The sequence below is a fragment of the Pseudomonas sp. FP2254 genome (genome assembly GCF_030687695.1).
Lineage (GTDB): Bacteria > Pseudomonadota > Gammaproteobacteria > Pseudomonadales > Pseudomonadaceae > Aquipseudomonas > Aquipseudomonas quebecensis.
Genome location: NZ_CP117444.1, coordinates 4,326,451 through 4,346,992, shown reverse-complemented (window position 1 = coordinate 4,346,992; position 20,542 = coordinate 4,326,451). Strand labels below are relative to the sequence as shown.

Below are 20,542 nucleotides of genomic sequence, written 5' to 3'. Positions count from 1 at the left end.
ACTGCCGCGCCTTCGGGCGTCAGCACTCGATAATGTTGACTGCCAAACCGCCACGGGCGGTTTCTTTGTATTTGCTCTTCATATCGGCGCCGGTCTGGCGCATGGTGCGGATGACCTTGTCGAGGGATACGAAATGTTGCCCGTCACCGCGCAAAGCCATGCGCACCGCGTTGATCGCCTTCACCGAGCCCATCGCGTTGCGCTCAATGCAGGGCACTTGCACCAGGCCGCCAATCGGGTCGCAGGTCAGGCCAAGGTTGTGCTCCATGCCGATCTCGGCGGCGTTTTCCACCTGCGAAACACTGCCGCCCAGCACTTCGCACAATGCGCCGGCAGCCATGGAGCAGGCCACGCCGACCTCGCCCTGACAGCCGACTTCGGCGCCGGAGATCGACGCATTTTCCTTGTACAGGATGCCGATGGCGGCAGCGGTGAGCAGAAAGCGCACCACACCGTCTTCGTTCGCCCCTGGGATAAAGCGCATGTAGTAATGCAGCACCGCCGGAATGATCCCGGCCGCACCGTTGGTGGGCGCTGTGACCACGCGCCCGCCGTTGGCGTTTTCTTCGTTGACCGCCAGGGCATACAGGTTGACCCAATCGAGCACCGACAACGGATCGCGCAACGCCGATTCCGGGTTTTTGCACAGTTGACGATGCAGGGCTGCCGCGCGGCGCTTGACCTTCAACCCCCCGGGCAAAATGCCTTCGTTGCGACAGCCAGCGTCAACACAGTCCTGCATGACCTGCCAGATCTTCAGCAGGCCGGCCCGGGTTTCCGCCTCCGGACGCCATGCGCTTTCGTTGGTCAGCATCACCTGGCTGATGGACAACCCGTACGTCGCGCAATGCCCCAGCAGATCCTTGGCACTCTTGAATGGAAAGGTCAGCGGTGTGGCGTCTTCAACAATCCGGTCAGCGCCGGCGGCCCCTTCATCCACCACAAAGCCCCCGCCGACCGAGTAATACTCGCGGCTGCGGATTTGTAGACCGGCGGCATCGAAAGCGCGAAAGATCATGCCGTTGGGATGATAGGCGAGGGGTTTGCGGATCATCGCCAGGTGTTCTTTCTCATTGAACGCGATGCGGTGTTCGCCGAGCAGATTCAAACGGCCATCGCTGCGCATCTGTGCCAGGCGCGTTGCGACGGTTTCAGTATTCACGGTGTCCGGGTGTTCGCCTTCCAGGCCCAGCAGCACGGCTTTGTCGCTGCCGTGGCCTTTGCCGGTGGCGCCCAGCGAGCCATAGAGTTCCACCTTGACGCTGGTGGTGGCGCTCAACAGGCCGTCGCGCTTGAGCCCCTCGACGAATCGAGCGGCGGCGCGCATCGGGCCGACGGTGTGGGAACTGGAGGGGCCGATGCCAATCTTGAACAGGTCGAACACGCTTAAAGACATGAGTTGTTCTCCGGTTTCTTGTTATAGGAGCAGCGGCAAGCTCCAAGCCACAAGCTGCAAGAAAGAGCCATTCGGCTTTTAACTTGCAGCTTGTAGCTTGCCGCTTACAACTGCTTTAGGCATAAAGCTCGATCGACGGGCACGCACACACCAGGTTGCGATCGCCAAACACGTTGTCGACCCGGCCAACCGGTGGCCAGTACTTGCCGTCGATCAACGAGGCCACCGGGTACACCGCCTGTTCACGGCTGTACGGGTGGCTCCATTCGCCCACCAGTTCGGCCGCAGTGTGTGGCGCGTTCTTGAGCGGGTTGTCGTCTTTATCCAGGGTGCCGTTTTCCACCGCGCGAATTTCTTCGCGGATGGCGATCATCGCGTCGCAGAAACGGTCCAGCTCTTCCTTGGATTCGCTCTCGGTCGGTTCGATCATCAGGGTGCCCGCCACCGGGAACGACATGGTCGGGGCATGGAAACCAAAGTCGATCAGACGCTTGGCCACGTCATCCACGCTGATGCCGCTGCTGTCCTTGAGCGGGCGCAGGTCCAGGATGCACTCGTGCGCCACCAGGCCGTTGCTGCCGGTGTACAGCACGGGGTAGTGCTCTTCGAGGCGACGGGAAATGTAGTTGGCGTTCAGGATCGCCAACTGCGAAGCGCGCTTGAGGCCCGCGCCGCCCATCATGCTGATATACATCCAGGTGATCGGCAGGATGCTCGCGCTGCCGAATGGCGCCGCGCACACCGCGCCTTCCTTGCGTTCCATGGCCGCATGGCCCGGCAGGAATGGCGTGAGGTGCGATTTGACGCCAATCGGGCCGACGCCCGGGCCGCCGCCGCCGTGGGGAATGCAGAACGTTTTGTGCAGGTTCAGATGGGACACATCGCCGCCGAACTTGCCCGGTGCGCACAGGCCAACCATGGCGTTCATGTTGGCGCCGTCGATGTACACCTGGCCGCCGTTGTCGTGGATGATCGCGCAGATTTCGCGGATGCCTTCTTCGAACACGCCGTGGGTGGACGGGTAGGTGATCATCAGTGCGGCCAGGTGCTCGCGATGCTCGATGGCTTTAGCGCGCAGGTCTTCGATGTCGACGTTGCCACGGGCGTCGCAGGCGGTGACGACCACGCGCATACCGGCCATGTTGGCGGTAGCCGGGTTGGTGCCGTGGGCCGACGAGGGGATCAGGCAGATATCGCGACGGGCTTCGCCACGGCTCTGATGGTAGGCACGGATCGCCAGCAGACCGGCGTATTCACCCTGGGAACCGGCGTTCGGTTGCAGGGAGATAGCATCGTAGCCGGTGGCTGCGCAGAGCATGGCTTCTAGGTCCGCGGTCAGTTGCTGGTAGCCGGCGCTTTGCTCGGCCGGAGCGAATGGGTGCAGGGCACCGAACTCGGCCCAGGTCACCGGGATCATCTCGCTGGCGGCATTGAGCTTCATGGTGCACGAACCCAGCGGGATCATGGTGCGGTCCAGCGCCAGGTCTTTGTCGGCCAGTTTGCGCAGGTAGCGCATCAATTCGGTTTCGGAGTGATAACGGTTGAACACCGGGTGGCTGAGGATCGCCGACTGACGCAGCAGCGTCGCCGGCAGGCAGCTGTCGACCTGGGCATCGAAGGCGGGCAGGGCCTTGCCGTCGGCGAAGATCGCCCACAGCGCCTGGATGTCGGCCTGGGTGGTGGTTTCATCGACCGACAGGCCGACCCGCTCGGCGTCGACCACCCGCAGGTTGATGCGCTGGGCGCGGGCCTTGTCGTGCAGGGCAGCGGTGGCGGCACCAGTGTTGAGGGTCAGGGTGTCGAAGAAGTGCGCTTGCTCGACCTTAACGCCCAGAGCGGTCAGGCCCTTGGCGAGGATGGCGGTCAATTGGTGAATGCGCTGGGCGATCTGCGTCAGGCCTTTAGGGCCGTGGTACACCGCATACATGCTGGCGATGTTGGCCAGCAGCACTTGAGCGGTGCAGATGTTGGACGTGGCTTTCTCGCGGCGGATATGTTGCTCGCGGGTCTGCATGGCCAGGCGCAGGGCCGGCTTGCCGAAACGGTCCACGGACACGCCGACCAGACGGCCCGGCATGTCGCGCTTGAACGCATCCTTGGTGGAGAAGTAGGCGGCGTGCGGCCCACCAAAGCCCAGCGGTACACCGAAGCGCTGCGCGCTGCCGATGGCCACGTCGGCACCGAATTCGCCCGGAGGCGTCAGCAGGGTCAGGGCCAGCAAGTCGGCAGCCACGGCCACCAAGGCGTTGGCTGCGTGGAAGCGCTCGGTCAGTTCGCGGTAGTCGAACACATCGCCGTTGCTGGCCGGGTATTGCAGCAGGGCGCCGAAGAATGGGCTGACGTCGCTCAGTTCGCGTTCGTCGCCCACCACCACGTCGATGCCCAATGGCTCGGCACGGGTGCGCAGCACGTCAAGGGTCTGCGGGTGGCTGTGGATCGAGGCGAAGAAGGCATTGCTGCCTTTGTTCTTGCTCAAGCGCTTGCAGAAGGTCATGGCTTCGGCGGCGGCGGTGGCTTCGTCGAGCAGCGATGCGTTGGCGATCGGCAGGCCGGTGAGGTCGCTGATCAGGGTCTGGAAATTCAGCAGCGCTTCCAGGCGGCCCTGGGAAATCTCCGGCTGGTAGGGGGTGTAGGCGGTGTACCAGGCCGGGTTTTCCAGGAGGTTGCGCAGGATCGGCGACGGCGTGTGGCAGTTGTAGTAACCCTGGCCGATGTAGGTCTTGAACAGTTGGTTCTGGCCGGCGATGGCTTTGATCCGCGCCAGCGCCTCGGCTTCGCTCAGGCCGTCTTCCAGGCCGAGCACGCTGGTGCCCTTGATGCTTTCCGGGATCACGCTGGCGCTCAGGGCTTCCAGGGAGTCAAAGCCCAGGCTGGCGAGCATGTGCTGCTCGTCTGCCTGGCGCGGGCCGATGTGGCGGGCGATGAATTCGTTGGCGGTGCTCAATTCAATGGTCATGGCGCGCTCCTCAGGCTTCAGCGTTGGCTTTGATCAGGCGGTCGTACGCATCCTGATCCAACAGCTTAGCCACTGCATTGGCATCGGCCGGTTTAAAGCGGAAGAACCAACCTTCGCCCAGTGGGTCTTCATTGACCAGTTCCGGGCTGTCACTGAGTTTGTCGTTCACTTCGAGCACGTCACCGTCCAACGGCATGTACACGCCGCTGGCGGCTTTGACCGATTCAACGGTGGATGCTTCGGCGCCCTTATCGTAAGTCTGCAACTCCGGCAGTTGTACGAAAACCACATCACCCAGCGCGTTCTGAGCGAAAGCGGTGATGCCCACGGTGACGCTGCCATCGGCTTCGGCGCGCAGCCATTCGTGATCTTCGGTAAAACGCAACTCGCTCATGCAAACTCCTCAGGGCCAGAATTCGTCTGGTGGACGGGATTGGAATAATTAGGAGTTGCTTAGCAAAATCGCGGCCAATGTAATTTAATCTATAAAAATCAAAGGCTTAATAGAATTTGGCGGAAAGGGAGACGCTTTAGCTGTAGCGATTTCGCTACAGCTGGGCTGCTGAAAAAAAGCCTATGTGGATCAAAGCCTTGCATGGCGCGCAAAAAACAGGGTTGTAGCGATATCGTTACGCTGTAGCGCTTTCAGTACAGTGAATGTCGTTCTCAGACCAAACCCTGGCAATGCACACAATGTGGGAGGGGGCTTGCCGGTGTTCCATAGTCAACTCCCCTGCACCCGATGTCAGGGCTTGTTGGGAATACCGTACTTGCGCAGTCGATGGGCAATGGCCGTGTGCGAAGTTTGCAGGCGGCTGGCCAGTTGGCGCGTCGAGGGGTAGCTGGTGTAGAGCTTTTCGAGTAGGTCGCGCTCGAAGTCTTCCACGGCCTGTTCCAGGCTGTCGACCTCACCATCGCTCTGACGCGCGACGGAGGTGCCGGCGATATCCAGGTCGCCGATGTCCACCAGGCTGCTTTCGCAGATCGCCGCCGCGCGAAAGATCACGTTCTGCAACTGGCGCACGTTGCCCGGCCAGCGGTTGCCCAGCAGCGCCGGGTAGGTGCCGGGCGCCAGGCGGCACACCGGACGCTGGATCTGCGCGCAGGCCTGCTGCATGAAATAGCGCGCCAGCAGCAGAATGTCCTGACCACGTTGGCGCAGGGGCGGCACTTCCACGTTGAGCACATTGAGGCGATAGAACAGGTCTTCGCGGAAGGTGCCCTCGCTGACCATTTTTTCCAGGTCGCGGTGCGTGGCGCTGAGGATGCGCACGTTGACCTTCACCTCACGGTCGCCACCGACGCGCCGGAAGCTGCCGTCGTTAAGAAAACGCAGCAGTTTGGCTTGCAGGTACGGTGACATTTCGCCGATTTCATCGAGAAATACCGTGCCCTGGTTGGCCAGCTCCATGAGCCCCGGTTTGCCGCCGCGCTGCGCGCCGGTAAAGGCGCCGGGGGCGTAGCCGAACAATTCGCTCTCGGCCAGGTTTTCCGGCAGCGCCGCGCAGTTCAACGCCAGGAACGGCGCACTGGCGCGTGCGCTGATGGCGTGGCAGGCGCGGGCCACCAGTTCCTTGCCGGTACCGGTTTCGCCCTGGATCAACAACGGCGCGTCCAGCGCCGCCACCCGTTGTGCGCGGGCCTTGAGCGTGCGGATGACCGGGGACTCGCCCAGCAGCGCATCGAAGCCTTCGGCATGGTCGTGGTGCAGGGCCGACAGTTGTTCGCCGATGCGGTTGGGCTGGTAGAGGGTGAGCAGGGCGCCGGCGTCGGTGATGGGTGTGGCGTCAAGCAACCAGGTTTGGCCGTTGACGCTGATTTCGCGCAGCGGCAGGCGAAAGCCTACCTCCAGCAAGGTCTCCAGCAGGGCCGCGTCATTGAACAGCGCGCTGATGCTTTCGCCGGCCGGTTCGCGCCCGTACAGCGCGATCAACGCCGGGTTGGCCAGCAGGATCTTGCCGGCGCTGTCCACGGCCAGCACCGGGTCGGTCATGGCGGCCAGCAGGGCGTCGAGTTGCAGGTGGCGGCGTTGGCCGGGGAGGATGTCCACCACGGTCACTGCCTGCACGCCCTGCACGCTGAACAGCGCGTCACGCAGTTCTTCAAGTACTTCGGCACTCAACGTCGGTGCATCGATATAGACGTTGGGCGGCACCATTTCCACCGCATCCAGGTTGAGGTTACGCCCACCGAGTAAGGCCAGGACTTCCTGGGTAATGCCGACGCGGTCGATGAAGCTGACGTGGATACGCATGAGGTGGCGTTGGATTCTGGGATGCGGAGGGTGCCCAGTATGCCTTGCAGGCGATAGAGATCAAACTGGGAGGGAGCTCGCCCCCTCCCACAGATCGAACGGTAGTGGGTCAGCGCAACCGGATTATCCCAGGTGTTCGGGTTTGACCGGATCGCCCGATTTCACGTCCAACTGATGCCGCACGTCCTCGAACATCAGGTCGTACTGCTTGTGCATTGAGCCATTGAGTACGGCCATCTTCGGCATCCCATATTTCTGCGCAATGTTCATCGCATGCCGGGCAAAGTCGAAGGCCTGGTCTTTGGGCAAAAAGAACTCTTCCTTGAGGTCCTGGCCCTGGACCGAACCGTGCAGTTTGAACAGCATGCCCTTACCTTCCTTTGGGTCCTGGCTGACTTCGTAATCGATGCACAGGTTGTAGCTGTAGTCATCCTTGTTCAACGCGTGGCGTTCGACGTGCAAGTGTCCCGGTTCAAAGGTAGCCATAGGCGAATCTCCTCTACTTCACAGATAGGTGATGCCAGGTGTCGCCGTGCTGATGCGTGTACCGGCGGTGCCCTGGACGATGGCTTCGATGTCCGAGAGTGAACCGATCACGGCGGTTTTGCCAGTGCGGCGGGCGAACTCGCAGGCGGCCTGTACCTTGGGCCCCATGGAGCCGGCGGCGAAGCCGAGTTTTTCCATGTCGTCGGGGTGGGCCTGGCCGATGGCCTTCTGGGTCGGCTTGCCATAATCGATAAAGGCTGCGTTGACGTCGGTGGCGATCACCAGCAAGTCCGCGTCCAGTTGTGTGGCCAGCAGCGACGAGCACAGGTCTTTGTCGATCACGGCCTCGATGCCCTGCAGTTTGCCGTCTTCGCCATACATCGTCGGGATGCCGCCGCCGCCGGCGCAGATCACGATGGCGCTTTTTTCCAGCAGCCACTTGATCGGGCGAATTTCAAAGATGCGTTTGGGGCGTGGGCTGGCGACCACGCGGCGGTATTTATCGCCGTCCGGGGCAATCGCCCAGCCTTTTTCAGCGGCGAGTTTTTCCGCTTCGTCCTTGGAATACACAGGGCCGATGGGCTTGGTGGGGTGCTTGAACGCCGGGTCGTTGGCGTCGACTTCCACCTGGGTGAGCAGGGTGGCGAACGGCACTTCAAAGTCCAGCAGGTTGCCCAGCTCCTGTTCGATGATGTAGCCGATCATGCCTTCGGTCTCGGCGCCCAGCACGTCCAGCGGGTAGGGCGAGACGCTGGTGTAGGCCGCCGCCTGCAACGACAGCAGGCCGACCTGCGGGCCATTGCCGTGGGCGATCACTAGCTCGTTGCCGGGGTGGATCTTGGCGATCTGTTCGGTGGCGATGCGGATATTGGCGCGTTGGTTGTCCGCGGTCATGGGTTCACCACGGCGGAGCAGGGCGTTACCGCCCAGGGCTACGACGATGCGCATAAAGAATGTCCTTCCAAAGTTCGATGTTGCGAACACAGGACCAAGGTGGGCGGGGGCAGGCCCCTCCCACACTTCACCCGTGTAGCCTTTAGATATCCGCCAGCGCCGATACCAGAATCGCCTTGATGGTGTGCATGCGGTTTTCCGCCTGCTCAAAGGCGATGTTGGCCGGCGACTCGAACACCTCTTCGGTCACCTCCACACCATTGGCCAGGTTCGGGTAGCGCGCGGCGATGTCTTTGCCGACCTTGGTTTCGCTGTTGTGGAACGCCGGCAGGCAGTGCATGAATTTCACCCGAGGGTTGCCCGAGGCTTTCATCATCTGGGCGTTGACCTGGTACGGCAGCAGTTGCTCGATGCGTTCGTCCCACGCTTCCACCGGTTCGCCCATGGACACCCAGATATCGGTGTGGATGAAGTCCACGCCCTTCACGGCCTCTTTGGGGTCTTCGGTGATGGTGATGCGCGCGCCGCTTTCCTCGGCGAAGGCCTGGCATTGCTTGATGAAATCTTCATGGGGCCACAGGGCTTTCGGCGCGCCGATGCGCACGTCCATGCCGAGCTTGGCGCCGATCATCAGCAGCGAGTTGCCCATGTTGTAGCGCGCGTCGCCCAGGTAGGCGTAGCTGATGTCATGCAGCGGTTTGTCGCTGTGTTCGCGCATGGTCAGTGTATCGGCGATCATTTGGGTGGGGTGGAACTCGGCGGTGAGGCCGTTGAACACCGGCACGCCGGCAAACTTGGCCAGCTCTTCGACGATTTCCTGTTCGAAGCCACGGTACTCGATGGCATCGAACATCCGGCCAAGCACGCGCGCGGTGTCTTTCATGCTTTCTTTGTGGCCGATCTGCGACGACACGGGGTCGATGTAGGTGACGTGCGCGCCCTGGTCATGGGCCGCCACTTCGAACGCGCAGCGGGTGCGGGTGGAGGTTTTTTCGAAAATCAGCGCGATGTTCTTGCCTTGCAGGTGCGGACGCTCAGTGCCGGTGTACTTGGCGCGCTTGAGGTCGCGGGACAGGTCCAGCAGGTAATGCAGCTCACGGGTGGTGTGGTGCATCAGCGACAGCAGGCTGCGGTTGCGCATATTGAAAGCCATGATGGATCTCCTTCTGTTTAGGTTATCCCCATGGCCGGCGCCTTATGAGCGGCGGCCATGGCTTGAAAATTAGTAGTCGATTGGGTCGCGGATGATCGGGCAGGTCATGCAGTGGCCGCCGCCACGGCCACGGCCGAGTTCACCGGCGCTGATGGTGATGACTTCCACGCCGGCCTTGCGCAGCAGGGTATTGGTGTAGGTGTTGCGGTCGTAGCCGATTACCACGCCCGGCTCCACGGCCACCACGTTGTTGCCGTCGTCCCACTGCTCGCGCTCGGCGGCAAAGCTGTTGCCGCCGGTCTCGACCACGCGCAGGGCCTTGAGGTTGAGCGCCGCGGCCACGGTCTCGACGAAGTTGGTTTTTTCCCGCTGGATATCGATACCGTGCGGCTTGCTCTCGTCAGGACGCAGGGTAAACGGCACGATCTGATTGACCACTTCAGGGAAGACGGTGACCAGGTCGCGGTCGCAGAAGCTGAACACGGTGTCCAGGTGCATCGCTGCGCGGGACTTCGGCAGGCCGGCGACGATCACGCGCTCCACGGCGTTGTTCTTGAACAGGTTGCGCGCCAGCTGGCCGATGGCCTGGTGGGACGAGCGCTCGCCCATGCCGATCAATACCACGCCATTGCCGATCGGCATCACGTCACCGCCTTCAAGCGTGGCGGCGCCATGCTCCTGGTCAGGGTCGCCGTACCAGATCTGGAAGTCGGCGTTGGTGAACTCGGGGTGGAATTTGTAGATGGCGCTGGTCAGCAGGGTTTCCTGACGTCGCGCCGGCCAGTACATCGGGTTGAGGGTCACGCCGCCGTAGATCCAGCAGGTGGTGTCGCGGGTGAACTGAGTGTTGGGCAGCGGCGGCAGGATGAAGCTGGAGTGGCCGAGGAATTCGCGGAACATCTCGATGGTGCGGCCACCGAAGCTGCCCGGCAGGTCATCGGCCGACACGCCGCCGATCAGGAACTCGGCGATTTTGCGCGGCTCCAGGCTGCGCAGCCAGGAGCCGACTTCATCGACCAGGCCCAGGCCTACCGTGTTGGCGGTGATCTTGCGCGCCAGGATCCAGTCCAGCGCCTCGGGGAGGGCGACGATATCGGTCAGCAGGTTGTGCATTTCCAGCACATCAATGTCCCGCTCGCGCATCTTGGTGACGAAATCGAAATGGTCGCGCTTGGCCTGCGCCACCCACAGCACGTCATCGAACAGCAGTTCATCGCAGTTGTTGGGGGTCAGCCGCTGGTGGGCCAAACCGGGGGAGCACACCATGACTTTGCGCAGTTTGCCGGCTTCGGAGTGGACGCCGTACTTCACTTTTTCCGTGGTCATTTCAGATCCTCCAATGAACAACAATTACAAGGTCAGGAAGCCGTCGTAGAGCCCGTAGGCAGCCACCAGGGCGCCTATGACTACCGCGGCGAAAATCAGCTTCTCGACGTTGGTGAAAATCGGTTTGCCCAGTTCATGCTTGGCCTTGGCGAACAGAATCGCGCCGGGCGCATAGAGCAGGGCGGACAGCAGCAGGTACTTGATGCCGCCGGCGTAGAGCAGCCAGATCGCGTAGATCAGCGCGACGGCGCCGATGAACAGGTCTTTTTTGCGCTCGGCCAGGGCGTTTTCGTAGGTCTCGCCACGCACCGCCAGCAGCAGCGCGTAGGCCGCCGACCACAGGTAAGGCACCAGGATCATCGAGGTGGCGAGGTAGATCAGCGACAGGTACGTACTGGCGGAAAACAGTGTGATTACCAGGAACAGCTGGACCATGGCGTTGGTCAGCCACAGTGCGTTGGTCGGCACGTGGTTGGCGTTTTCCTTGCGCAGGAACGCCGGCATGGTGTGGTCCTTGGCGGCGGCGAACATGATCTCCGCGCACAGCAGCACCCATGACAGCAACGCGCCCAGCAGCGAGATAATCAGGCCGACGCTGATCAACACCGCGCCCCAGTGGCCGACCACGTGCTCCAGCACAGCGGCCATCGATGGGTTCTGCAGCTTGGCCAGTTCCGGTTGGGTCATGATGCCCAGGGACAGCACGTTCACCAGCATCAGGAACAACAGCACCGTGATGAACCCGATCACGGTGGCCTTGCCCACGTCACTGCGTTTTTCAGCGCGTGCCGAGAAGATGCTCGCGCCCTCGATGCCGATGAACACCCATACGGTGACCAGCATCATGTTGCGCACCTGGTTCATCACACTGCCCAGGTCCGGGTTTTTCACGCCCCAGATGTCAGCGGTGAAGATGTCCAGCTTGAACGCGAACAGGGCGATCAACACGAACAGCACCAGCGGCACCACCTTGGCGACGGTGGTCACCAGGTTGATGAACGCCGCTTCCTTGATGCCGCGCAGCACCAGGAAATGCACGGCCCACAGCAACACCGAGGCGCCGATCACCGCCGCTGGCGTATTGCCTTCGCCGAAGATCGGAAAGAAATAGCCCAGGGTGCTGAACAACAGCACGAAGTAGCCGACGTTACCCAGCCAGGCGCTGATCCAGTAACCCCAGGCCGATGAAAAGCCCATGTAGTCGCCAAACCCGGCCTTGGCGTAGGCGTACACGCCGCCGTCGAGGTCGGGCTTGCGATTGGCCAGGGTCTGGAACACGAATGCCAGGGTCAGCATGCCGATCGCGGTAATGACCCAGCCGATCAATACCGCGCCCACATCGGCGCTCGCGGCCATGTTTTGCGGCAGTGAAAAGATGCCGCCGCCGATCATCGAACCGACGACAAGTGCAACCAGGGCGCCTAATCGAAGTTTTCCGGGAGATTCAGACATTGCATGACTCCAATGCAGGAGAAGAGAGGCCACAGAATAAATCCGTAAGCTGATCAAACAGCTGACTCAGATCACTTCATTGGCACATTCCATTGCGAATTAATGACTTAACGGCGACCCTGTACGCACGGATTTTCCCGCAGAGGCTTGTTCCAGAGCGCTTTGTGCGTTGGAATTAATCATTTAGTGCAAGGCATGGGGTTTGAAGCTAGACGGGATTGCCAAATGTGCAAACTTTTTCGACGCTGACCGCGAACAAGCGCGCAATGATTTAAAGTGTGCGCCGTATTTAAATTCTAAATAAGCCTAAACTCGAACATCTGTCATGCGCTTGCGTTATGAGCATGGCGAAATAGTGGCGCCGTAAACAAGCGCTACACTCGCTTAGTTAAATTAAGTTGGGTGCACAGTTGTCGACTCAAGTCGTTATTCAGTCAGGAGTACTCATGTCTCAAACAAGCGAGAAACTTCGCCTCAGCGGCCTGATCGCGCTGGTGGTGGGGTCCATGATCGGTGGGGGAATTTTCTCGTTGCCGCAGAACATGGCGGCACGTGCCGAAGTGGGCGCGGTGTTGATCGGCTGGGCGATCACTGCCGTGGGCATGCTGACCCTGGCCTTCGTGTTCCAGACCCTGGCCAACCGCAAACCGGAGCTGGACTCCGGGGTGTATGCCTATGCCAAGGCCGGCTTTGGCGACTACATGGGCTTTTCATCGGCCTGGGGTTACTGGATCAGCGCCTGGATGGGTAACGTCGGCTACTTCGTCTTGCTGTTCAGCACCCTCGGCTATTTCTTCCCGGCCTTCGGTCAGGGCAACACCCCGGTGGCCATCGGCTGCGCTTCGTTGTTGCTGTGGGCTGTGCATTTCCTGGTGCTGCGCGGCATCAAGGAAGCGGCGTTCATCAACCAGATCACCACCATCGCGAAAATCGTCCCGCTGCTGATGTTTATCGTGATCGCCGCCGTGGCGTTCAAGGCTGACGTGTTCACCCGGGATATCTGGGGCCTGGGCAACCCGCAGATCGGCGGGGTGGTGGAGCAGGTGCGCAACATGATGCTGGTCACCGTGTTTGTGTTTATCGGCATTGAAGGCGCCAGCGTGTATTCGGCGCGGGCCGAGAAACGTGCCGACGTAGGGCGAGCCACGGTGATCGGTTTTCTCGGCGTGCTGGCGCTGTTAGTGCTGGTGAATGTGCTGTCCCTGGGCATCATGAGCCAGCCGGAGTTGGCGGGGCTGCAGAACCCGTCGCTGGCCGGGGTGCTTGAGCGCATCGTCGGGCCGTGGGGCGCGCTGTTGATCAGCGTCGGGCTGGCAGTGTCGCTGCTCGGTGCGTTGCTGTCCTGGGCACTGTTGTGCGCGGAAATTCTGTACGCCACGGCCCATGACAAGACCATGCCGGCGTTCCTCAAAAAGGAAAACGCCAACCAGGTGCCGGTCAACGCGCTGTGGCTGACCAACTTGATGATCCAGGCATTCCTGGTGATCACGCTGTTTTCCCACAGCACCTACACCAAGCTGATCTACCTGGCTTCTTCGATGATTCTGGTGCCTTACCTGTGGTCGGCGGCGTACGCAGTGTTGCTGAGCGGGCGCGGCGAGACCTATCAAGACGCGCCCCGCGAGCGCCTCAAAGACTTGCTTATCGGCCTGATCGCCCTCGGTTATGCGATCTGGCTGCTGTATGCCGGAGGTCTGAAGTACCTGCTGTTGTCGGCGTTGCTCTATGCGCCCGGTGTGATCCTGTTCGCCCTGGCCAAGCGCGAACAGGCTCTACCGTTGTTTACCCACGTGGAAAAAGGCATTTTCAGCTGCGTGATCGCCGGCGCGGGCCTGGCGGCATACGGGTTATACAGCGGGGTATTGTCATTGTGACGGGCAGCCGTACGCCTGGACGGTCGATCACCACTGTGGCCGATGTGAACCCAATTCTACGGCCGGCCGATCCCATTGCAGCGGTGTGCCGTTGATGCTCACGGGGGGCAGCAGCCGGTGCGCCGGGCCCCAATGGGTGTGTTCGACCAGCAGCCCCAGGTCGCCTGGCTCCTCGGGCCTCAGCGCCGGTTCCTGTGGCGCTTGCCCTGCTTCCATCAGCAGCTTTGCCGTACGCGCCAGGGACAAGCGCACCGATCCACCACGTCCGGACTGCAAGCGTTCGCGCAATGCCTGCAGCGCGCTGGCGGCCATGAGGTAGCCGGTGCCGTGGTCCAGCGCCTGCACTGGCAACGGCAGCGGTTTGTCCGCCTGTTGCCAGGCCATGCCCGCCTCGGCGATGCCGCAGCTCATCTGCACCAGGCTGTCGAAGCCGCGGCGGTTGCGCCATGGGCCGCTCCAGCCATAGGCGTTAAGGCTCACGTCGATCAGGCCGGGGGCCAGGCGTTGCAGGCTGTCGGCGCTGTAGCCCAAGCGTTCGAGGGCGTCGGCGCGATAACCGTGGAACAAAAGGTCGGCGTCCTTGAGCAAGGCTTCGAACAGCTGCCGACCATCCTGGGTTTTCAAATCCAGCCGCGCGCAGCGTTTGCCCAGGGTCATTTCCGGCACCACGCCCGGTTCGTCCCAGGTCGGCGAGTCGATGCGCAGCACATCCGCCCCCAGCCCGGCCAGGAAGCGACTGGCCACCGGGCCGGCCAGGACGCGGGTCAGGTCCAGCACCTTGAGCCCTGCCAGCGGGCGGGCCACCGAGCCGCGCCAGGGTTTGGCCGTGGTGGCCGCAAACGTCTGACGCTGCACCAGTGCCTCGGCATTCACCGCCTGCCCTTGGGGATGTTGCTGCCAGGCCGACCCGGTACGCATCTGCGCGGCACAACCGCCGGCCTCGACCATTGCCTGCTCCAGTTCCGCGGCCTTCCAGGCGGCGACCTTGCCGGCCATCTCGGTGCGATCACGGACCTGGCCCAGCACCTGCTCGGCGGCGGCACGGTGATGGGGTGCATTGGTGTGCAGACGAATCCAGCCGTCGGCGCTGGCGTAATCGCCGGCCACCGGGTCCCACAGCGGCGGCACATGCCAGCCCCGCGGGCGCAGTGAGGACGAGAACCACCAGGACGCCAGACGTCGGTCCACGCTGACGTCGGGCAGGCGGCCGGTCTGTTGCCGGATCAGCTCGGCCACGGCCTGGCCGGCGGCGCCGAGGCCGGCGCAGGCCAGGTCGGTCACGGCGAAGGCCGAGGGCAGGGCGCCGGCGCCGGTCAGAGGCAGCGGCGTTTGCGGTAGATCGAGCGCGGCTTGGATGGAAGTCAGCAGGTCAGTCATCAAAGGCCCTCCGGGAGAAGGACCACTATAGAAGATCAGCCGGCGGGTGTGACAACCCCGGGTTGCAGCGGCAGGTCGAGGCTGGCGATAAAGCCGCCGGTCGGGTGATTGGCCAGCTCCAGGCTGCCGCCGTGGCGTTCCGCCGCTCGCCGTGCGATCGCCAGGCCCAGCCCGTGGCCCTGGGCGGTCTGGCCTGGGGCGCGGTAGAACGGCTCGCCCAGTTGGCTCAGGTGTTCGGCATCAACCCCGGGCCCATGGTCGCGCACGCTGATCACAATGCGCTCACCCAGACGCTGGGCCTGTAATTCGATGGGCTGGCCCGCAGGGTTGAAGCGCTGGGCATTGCGCAGCAGGTTATCCACCGCCCGCTCGATCATGGTCGGCCAGCCCTTGAGGTGCAGGTCGGCGTCGGTGGTCAGGCGTACCACTTGGTCGGGTGCGCTGAGCTGGGCATCTTTTTGCAAGGTTTTGAGCAACGTGTAGAGGTCCACCTCTTCGGCGCTGGCGTTGTCGGCGTCAACGCGGGCCAATACCAGAATCTCGCTGATCAGCGCCTCCAGGCGGTCGCATTCGCGGGTCAGGCGCGGCCAGAGTCGCTCGCGTTCTTCGGGGCTGGCGCGTTCGGCCAGGGCCAGGGCGATACGCAGACGCGCCAGGGGCGAGCGCAGTTCGTGGGACACGTCGCGCAACAACTGGCGCTGGCTGCCGATCAAGCTTTGCAGGCGGGCGCCCATGCGGTTGAAGTCGGTGGCCAATACGCCGAATTCATCGCGCCGATTGGCCAGGCGCGCCAGGCTGTTCTGTTGGTAGGTGGCCTGGCCCAGGTCGTGTACCGCGCCGCGCAGGCGGCTGAGCGGACGGGTAATGGACAAGGTGACGAACAGGCTGAACAGCGTCAGCACCACCAGGGCGATGGCCAGGGCGCTCAAGGGCCAGGCCAGGCTGCTGCGATGCCATTCGTCGAGTTCCGGATGAGGAATGCGGTAGATCAGCAAATAGGTGTCGCCGGTTTTGTCGCTGGTGTACTCGGCGGTCAGGCGGCGCCAGGGCAGGTGGCCGTCCTTGCTGTCGTTTTGCCGGGCTTCGAACGCCGCGGCGCGACGCGGAAAGGTGCCGCGCACCACCGGGTCGCCGCTTTCGTTCAGCACTTGCACATCAATGTGATACTGGCGCTTGCGTTGCTGCAGCAACTCCTGGGCCGCGTCCTCGCCCTGGGCCTCGTAGAGTTGGGTCCACTCCTGGGCCAGGTTGTTGAGGCCAGGGTGGCGGCTGAGAATCCATGCATCCTGATTGAGCATGTGCCCCAGCAGGATCGACAAACCGGCAACCAGGGCGATGGCCAGCCAGAAACTCGCCAGGATCCGCCAGAACAATGAACGCACAGGACACCCTCAAACAGGAAAAGCCCAGTGGCGTGGGCCACTGGGCTGGGAGATTAACGCCAGAGCATTATTGCGCTTTTTGCGGCTGTTGCGCTTTCCAGGCCTGGAATTGCTGCCACTCGGCCCGACGCTCGGCTTGTTTTTTGACGATCTCGTCGTACTTCTTCTGCTGGTCGGGCTTGAGCAGGTTACGGATATCGGCCTGGGTTTTCTGACGCCCGGCATCGATTTCATCCTGCATGGCTTTCTGGTCGGCGGCCGGGAGTTTGGCCAGGTACTTTTTGACCAGATCCTTGCGAGCGTGCCATTGATCGCCCATCAGCTTGCCGATCTGCTCACGCTGTTCTTTGCTCAGGTCCAGTTGGCTGAACGGACCGCCTTTGCCGCGCGGACCGTGTTCGCCGTGACCCGGGCCACCCATCATGTGGCCTTCAGGACCGCCCATCGGGCCTGGTGTCGGGCCTTCCGGCATGGCCATGGCGACAGTGGGCAGGGCTGCGGCGAACATCAAAGCGATAAGGGTCTTGCGCATGGTGATTCTCCTGTCTCTATTCCGGTGAATCCGGATGTGAGTAGGTTACGCAGACCAAGGTCAGCGGCGGTCAGGTGTGGGTAAAGCTTCGGTAAAGAGCCATACGATGGGCGCTGACATAACTTAAGCGTGCTCTTTTGTAACAGCGCTGCCACGTTCATCATGAATACGGGCATACTTCGGCGCCTGGGCTGTATGCATATACAGTTAAACTAAATATTGCAGGAACGAATGCTTGTACTTGTGTCAACTACAATTTGACGAGGGCTTGGCCCTATGCAACATTTGCCCTCAATTCAACCCACCAAAATGTTGAGTTCTAAACTTATAAGGGAGGCGTATGGAGTACAGAACTGCAGACGACGTCCTGCGCGCTCACTGGGATGGTCGCTTGCCGGTAAGTCCAAAGAACATTGCCGAGGCGATGGGAATAGAAGTTGAGGCGCTTACCCCGGATGAGCCCGAAAAGTGGCGTGCCACTGAAAGCGGGCATTATTCTTTTCGCGGTGGCAACCCGCTGATTACCTATAACTTCATGGACGCTCCGGTCAGGCAACGTTTCACTATTGCGCATGAGATCGGCCACCACGTATATGGCGACCTGGACGCGCCGCGAGACACCTCGGAGCAGTTCAGCGCCAAGTCGCGGGACCCCAGGGAAGTGGCGGCCAACCGCTTTGCCGCAGCGCTCCTGATGCCGGCGGCATTGGTCAAACATATGGTCATTGAGCAGCGAATCACCGATATCGCAAAGTTGGCCAGTGCGTTCGGGGTCTCTACGGCTGCGATGGAGTTCCGGCTCAAGGCGATTGGGCTTTTATGATTGATAGCAGCGACGATCTGTCTGGCGGCGAGGCTGATAATCCTGGCCTGATCAGTGACTATTTGAGAAGAGAAGCCTGGCGGTTCAGGTGGGAAAAGCGCCTGACCAATGTGACTGTCGCGTTAATCCTATTGTTTTACCTGGCGCTGCTGGGCTTCGTCTTTCTTGGGAATATTCGAATCTCAGCCGGTGTCTGGTATTTCTTCGCCGCCGTTCGCCCGCACAGCGCGGGAGATATTCCGATCATCGTGTCCCTCTCTACAGTGCCTACGCTGCTGCTTATTGCACTGTTGCGCTATTTCCACCATCGGCCCAAAGCTGACCAGGATGATTTACAGGCACCGTTGCCCATCAGCGTCGAGGCTGCCAAGGCAATAATAAAAGCTACTACGGACGCGATGAAAAACAATTGAGATGAACAGTGAGTAAATGCCCGGCCAACATGCCGGGCTTTTTAATCTACAGGCTGTAGTAATAGCCACGGCTGCGCAATGCCACGATGCGTGGCCGGCCATCAGGGTGCGGGCCGATCTTTTTGCGCAGGTTGCTCACGTGCATATCCAGGCTGCGGTCGTACAGGGTGAGCTTGCGGCCCAGGGCGATCTGCGCCAGTTCCTGTTTGTCCAACGGCTCGCCGGGCTGGCGAAGCAGGGCTTCGAGCAGGCGGCTCTCGGAAACGGTGAGGGTGAATTCCTGTTCATCGATGCTGACCACGCCGCGTACCGGGCTGAAACACAGGTCGCCCAGTTCGAGCTGGGTCGACACGGCGGCCGGGTGACTGCGGCGCAGCACAGCGCGCAGGCGTGCAGTCAGTTCCCGAGGGTCGCAGGGTTTGGCCAGATAATCATCGGCGCCCAGCTCCAGGCCGAGGATGCGGTCCAGCGGTTCGCCACGTGCCGAAAGCATCAGCACCGGCAACTCCGGGTGGTCGGTGCGTAACTGCTTGAGCAACTCCAGGCCGCTGCCGTCGGGCAGCATCACGTCCAGCACCACGGCAGCCGGGGCGCTGTCGGCCAAGGCCTTGCGCGCACTCAGGCCATCGTGACACGCACGCACCTGGAAGCCTTCCTGGCTCAACCAACTGGTCAGCAGCTCGCAGAGCTCCTGGTCATCATCTATCAGTAACAGCTCGCTCATGACTCACTCAATTTAGCCATTGTCGACGACGCCGGTGCCCGCCGCTGGCGAAGATCCCGCACAACAGGGCAATCAGAGCGACGGCGCCGCCGGTGACAAACCACTGTTGTTGCTCGGTCAGCCATCGGGTCAAGCCGCCGCCCTGTGCGTCTTTGAGTTGCTGGGCCAGGCGTTGGTTCTCTTGGCGAAGGCGGCTCAGTTGGGCGCTTTCGCGGGTCGCATCGGCGCTTTGCAGTTGCTTGCTCAGTTCTTCACGCTGCCGTTCGCTGTCTTTCAAGCGTTGCTGCAACTCGGTGATCTGGGCGCCGGCACTCAAGGACAAAGGCGTGGAGCCGCCGGTGTTTGAGGGGTCTTCCGCGTGGGCCTTGGCCCCGATCATTAACACTGCCAACAGACACAACTGACGTAAGCGCATCGGAACTCCTGATTCCACACGAATATTCAGAAAGTTGTCGGCAGGTTACCGGGAATAATGAGCAATTAGGAGTGTGCCGAACGCAATAGGTTCGGCACGCCTGCAGGTTAAGGCAGGACTTGCTTGAAAGGCTTGATCACCACGCTGTCATAGACGCCCGCCGCGACGTATGGGTCGGCGTCGGCCCAGGCCCTGGCTTCAGCCAGGGTTGGGAACTCGGCGACGATCAGGCTGCCGGTAAAACCGGCCTCGCCTGGGTCATTGCTCTCGATGGCCGGGTGCGGGCCGGCCAGCACCATACGCCCTTCGGCCTGCAGTTGCTTGAGGCGTTCGACATGGGCCGGGCGCACGGACATGCGTTTTTCCAGGGAGTGGGCAACATCGGTGGCAATGATGGCGTAGAGCATGTCAGTCCTCGGTTTTCGGCGTGGTGGGGTCGGTGTCATGCAGATGGCGCGAGAGGTAGATGCCCTGGCCGATCAGGAACAGCACGGTCATGCCCAGGCTGCCGAACACTTTGAAGTCGACCCAGTAATCCTGGAATGTGAAGGCCACAAACAGGTTGGCGGCCCCACAGAAGATGAAAAACGCAATCCACGCCACGTTCAAGCGGGCCCAGACCGGCTCCGGCAGGGTCAGCGCATGGCCCATGATCCGCTTGATCAGCAGCCGATCGCCGATGAAGTGGCTACCGATGAACGCCAGGGCGAACAGCCAGTTCACCACCGGGGCTTTCCATTTCAAGAAGGTTTCGCTGTGGAAAGCCAGGGTCAGGCTGCCGAAGACCAGGCACGCGACCAGGGTCAGCCATTGGCTTTTTTCCAGTTTGCGCTGGGAGATGAAGAGGGCGCCGTAGACCACAATGGAGCTGATGATCAGTACTGCGGTGGCGCTGTAGATGCCTCCGAAGGTCAGCTCATGGCCGGCGATATCGATGACCCTGGGGTCGAGTTTGTAAACGATGAAAAACAGCAACAGCGGGATGAAGTCGATGAATTGTTTCACAGTAAGAGCCAGAAGCTGGATGTGTCGGCATAATAACAAACATCCTTGGCAGCGAAAGCGCCACCTGACTTGAGGTTACA

General features: G+C 61.6%; 19 protein-coding genes. 3 read left to right on the top strand and 16 right to left on the bottom strand.

Annotated elements, in window-relative coordinates:
- Positions 1-19 precede the first annotated feature (19 nt).
- The 9 genes from PSH94_RS20005 to arcD (PSH94_RS19965) form a co-directional block, all read right to left on the bottom strand.
- Positions 20-1,396: an L-serine ammonia-lyase gene (locus PSH94_RS20005; protein ID WP_181080068.1), complete on the bottom strand. Its 1,377-nt coding sequence runs from the start codon at positions 1,394-1,396 to the stop codon at positions 20-22.
- Between the two features lie 115 nt (positions 1,397-1,511).
- Positions 1,512-4,352, bottom strand: coding sequence for an aminomethyl-transferring glycine dehydrogenase (gene gcvP, locus PSH94_RS20000; protein ID WP_305435613.1), 2,841 nt, complete (start codon positions 4,350-4,352; stop codon positions 1,512-1,514).
- 10 nt (positions 4,353-4,362) lie between these two features.
- A complete protein-coding gene (gene gcvH, locus PSH94_RS19995) occupies positions 4,363-4,746 on the bottom strand; it encodes a glycine cleavage system protein GcvH (RefSeq protein ID WP_181080070.1) in 384 nt (127 codons plus the stop codon).
- Between the two features lie 351 nt (positions 4,747-5,097).
- Positions 5,098-6,606, bottom strand: a complete 1,509-nt coding sequence (locus tag PSH94_RS19990) for a sigma-54-dependent transcriptional regulator (RefSeq protein ID WP_181080071.1) — start codon at positions 6,604-6,606, stop codon at positions 5,098-5,100.
- Between the two features lie 123 nt (positions 6,607-6,729).
- Positions 6,730-7,092: a DUF5064 family protein gene (locus PSH94_RS19985; protein ID WP_181080072.1), complete on the bottom strand. Its 363-nt coding sequence runs from the start codon at positions 7,090-7,092 to the stop codon at positions 6,730-6,732.
- 18 nt (positions 7,093-7,110) lie between these two features.
- Positions 7,111-8,040: a carbamate kinase gene (gene arcC / locus PSH94_RS19980; protein ID WP_181080073.1), complete on the bottom strand. Its 930-nt coding sequence runs from the start codon at positions 8,038-8,040 to the stop codon at positions 7,111-7,113.
- 88 nt (positions 8,041-8,128) lie between these two features.
- Complete coding sequence (locus PSH94_RS19975; RefSeq protein WP_034100131.1) at positions 8,129-9,139, bottom strand: ornithine carbamoyltransferase; 1,011 nt, start codon at positions 9,137-9,139, stop codon at positions 8,129-8,131.
- Positions 9,140-9,208: 69 nt separating this feature from the next.
- Positions 9,209-10,465 carry an arginine deiminase gene (gene arcA, locus PSH94_RS19970; RefSeq protein WP_305435612.1) on the bottom strand — a complete coding sequence of 419 codons (1,257 nt, stop codon included), beginning with the start codon at positions 10,463-10,465 and terminating at the stop codon, positions 9,209-9,211.
- A gap of 24 nt (positions 10,466-10,489) precedes the next feature.
- Positions 10,490-11,917, bottom strand: coding sequence for an arginine-ornithine antiporter (arcD, locus tag PSH94_RS19965; RefSeq protein ID WP_181080075.1), 1,428 nt, complete (start codon positions 11,915-11,917; stop codon positions 10,490-10,492).
- A 446-nt stretch (positions 11,918-12,363) separates the two neighbouring features.
- On the opposite strand from arcD (PSH94_RS19965), the gene arcD (PSH94_RS19960) reads away from it, so the two are divergent.
- A complete protein-coding gene (arcD, locus tag PSH94_RS19960) occupies positions 12,364-13,791 on the top strand; it encodes an arginine-ornithine antiporter (protein WP_253509137.1) in 1,428 nt (475 codons plus the stop codon).
- A gap of 27 nt (positions 13,792-13,818) precedes the next feature.
- Here arcD (PSH94_RS19960) and PSH94_RS19955 read toward each other — a convergent pair whose 3' ends face one another.
- The 3 genes from PSH94_RS19955 to PSH94_RS19945 form a co-directional block, all read right to left on the bottom strand.
- Positions 13,819-15,168, bottom strand: coding sequence for a CoA transferase (locus tag PSH94_RS19955; protein ID WP_305435611.1), 1,350 nt, complete (start codon positions 15,166-15,168; stop codon positions 13,819-13,821).
- 35 nt (positions 15,169-15,203) lie between these two features.
- A complete protein-coding gene (locus PSH94_RS19950; protein WP_305435610.1) occupies positions 15,204-16,550 on the bottom strand; it encodes a HAMP domain-containing sensor histidine kinase in 1,347 nt (448 codons plus the stop codon).
- A gap of 67 nt (positions 16,551-16,617) precedes the next feature.
- Positions 16,618-17,082 (bottom strand): LTXXQ domain protein, encoded by a 465-nt coding sequence (locus PSH94_RS19945; protein ID WP_181080079.1) that lies wholly within the window; start codon positions 17,080-17,082, stop codon positions 16,618-16,620.
- Positions 17,083-17,422: 340 nt separating this feature from the next.
- On the opposite strand from PSH94_RS19945, the gene PSH94_RS19940 reads away from it, so the two are divergent.
- Both PSH94_RS19940 and PSH94_RS19935 read left to right on the top strand, forming a co-directional pair.
- Positions 17,423-17,905, top strand: coding sequence for an ImmA/IrrE family metallo-endopeptidase (locus PSH94_RS19940; protein ID WP_181080080.1), 483 nt, complete (start codon positions 17,423-17,425; stop codon positions 17,903-17,905).
- Positions 17,902-18,318 carry a hypothetical protein gene (locus PSH94_RS19935; protein WP_181080081.1) on the top strand — a complete coding sequence of 139 codons (417 nt, stop codon included), beginning with the start codon at positions 17,902-17,904 and terminating at the stop codon, positions 18,316-18,318. Before PSH94_RS19940 ends, PSH94_RS19935 begins: the two co-directional genes overlap by 4 nt.
- Positions 18,319-18,364: 46 nt before the next feature.
- Here PSH94_RS19935 and PSH94_RS19930 read toward each other — a convergent pair whose 3' ends face one another.
- The 4 genes from PSH94_RS19930 to PSH94_RS19915 form a co-directional block, all read right to left on the bottom strand.
- Entirely contained in the window at positions 18,365-19,042 is a 678-nt protein-coding gene (locus PSH94_RS19930; protein WP_181080082.1) for a response regulator transcription factor, read from the bottom strand.
- Between the two features lie 7 nt (positions 19,043-19,049).
- Positions 19,050-19,457, bottom strand: coding sequence for a translation initiation factor 2 (locus PSH94_RS19925; RefSeq protein WP_181080083.1), 408 nt, complete (start codon positions 19,455-19,457; stop codon positions 19,050-19,052).
- 107 nt (positions 19,458-19,564) lie between these two features.
- On the bottom strand, positions 19,565-19,864 hold the full coding sequence (locus PSH94_RS19920) for a YciI family protein (RefSeq protein WP_181080084.1): 300 nt from the start codon (positions 19,862-19,864) through the stop codon (positions 19,565-19,567).
- 1 nt (position 19,865) lies between these two features.
- Complete coding sequence (locus tag PSH94_RS19915) at positions 19,866-20,462, bottom strand: septation protein A (protein WP_305435609.1); 597 nt, start codon at positions 20,460-20,462, stop codon at positions 19,866-19,868.
- Between the last annotated feature and the right edge of the window lie 80 nt (positions 20,463-20,542).

What these genes read in the sequence shown, in the direction of transcription:
- arcD (WP_253509137.1), top strand. Translation starts at nt 12,364, where the DNA reads ATGTCTCAAACAAGCGAGAAACTTCGCCTCAGCGGCCTGATCGCGCTG.
- PSH94_RS19955 (WP_305435611.1), bottom strand. Translation starts at nt 15,168, where the DNA reads ATGACTGACCTGCTGACTTCCATCCAAGCCGCGCTCGATCTACCGCAA.
- PSH94_RS19985 (WP_181080072.1), bottom strand. Translation starts at nt 7,092, where the DNA reads ATGGCTACCTTTGAACCGGGACACTTGCACGTCGAACGCCACGCGTTG.
- arcD (WP_181080075.1), bottom strand. Translation starts at nt 11,917, where the DNA reads ATGTCTGAATCTCCCGGAAAACTTCGATTAGGCGCCCTGGTTGCACTT.
- PSH94_RS19975 (WP_034100131.1), bottom strand. Translation starts at nt 9,139, where the DNA reads ATGGCTTTCAATATGCGCAACCGCAGCCTGCTGTCGCTGATGCACCAC.
- PSH94_RS19935 (WP_181080081.1), top strand. Translation starts at nt 17,902, where the DNA reads ATGATTGATAGCAGCGACGATCTGTCTGGCGGCGAGGCTGATAATCCT.
- PSH94_RS19945 (WP_181080079.1), bottom strand. Translation starts at nt 17,082, where the DNA reads ATGCGCAAGACCCTTATCGCTTTGATGTTCGCCGCAGCCCTGCCCACT.
- gcvH (WP_181080070.1), bottom strand. Translation starts at nt 4,746, where the DNA reads ATGAGCGAGTTGCGTTTTACCGAAGATCACGAATGGCTGCGCGCCGAA.
- PSH94_RS19990 (WP_181080071.1), bottom strand. Translation starts at nt 6,606, where the DNA reads ATGCGTATCCACGTCAGCTTCATCGACCGCGTCGGCATTACCCAGGAA.
- PSH94_RS19930 (WP_181080082.1), bottom strand. Translation starts at nt 19,042, where the DNA reads ATGAGCGAGCTGTTACTGATAGATGATGACCAGGAGCTCTGCGAGCTG.
- arcA (WP_305435612.1), bottom strand. Translation starts at nt 10,465, where the DNA reads ATGACCACGGAAAAAGTGAAGTACGGCGTCCACTCCGAAGCCGGCAAA.
- PSH94_RS19925 (WP_181080083.1), bottom strand. Translation starts at nt 19,457, where the DNA reads ATGCGCTTACGTCAGTTGTGTCTGTTGGCAGTGTTAATGATCGGGGCC.
- arcC (WP_181080073.1), bottom strand. Translation starts at nt 8,040, where the DNA reads ATGCGCATCGTCGTAGCCCTGGGCGGTAACGCCCTGCTCCGCCGTGGT.
- PSH94_RS19920 (WP_181080084.1), bottom strand. Translation starts at nt 19,864, where the DNA reads ATGCTCTACGCCATCATTGCCACCGATGTTGCCCACTCCCTGGAAAAA.
- PSH94_RS19940 (WP_181080080.1), top strand. Translation starts at nt 17,423, where the DNA reads ATGGAGTACAGAACTGCAGACGACGTCCTGCGCGCTCACTGGGATGGT.
- PSH94_RS20005 (WP_181080068.1), bottom strand. Translation starts at nt 1,396, where the DNA reads ATGTCTTTAAGCGTGTTCGACCTGTTCAAGATTGGCATCGGCCCCTCC.
- gcvP (WP_305435613.1), bottom strand. Translation starts at nt 4,352, where the DNA reads ATGACCATTGAATTGAGCACCGCCAACGAATTCATCGCCCGCCACATC.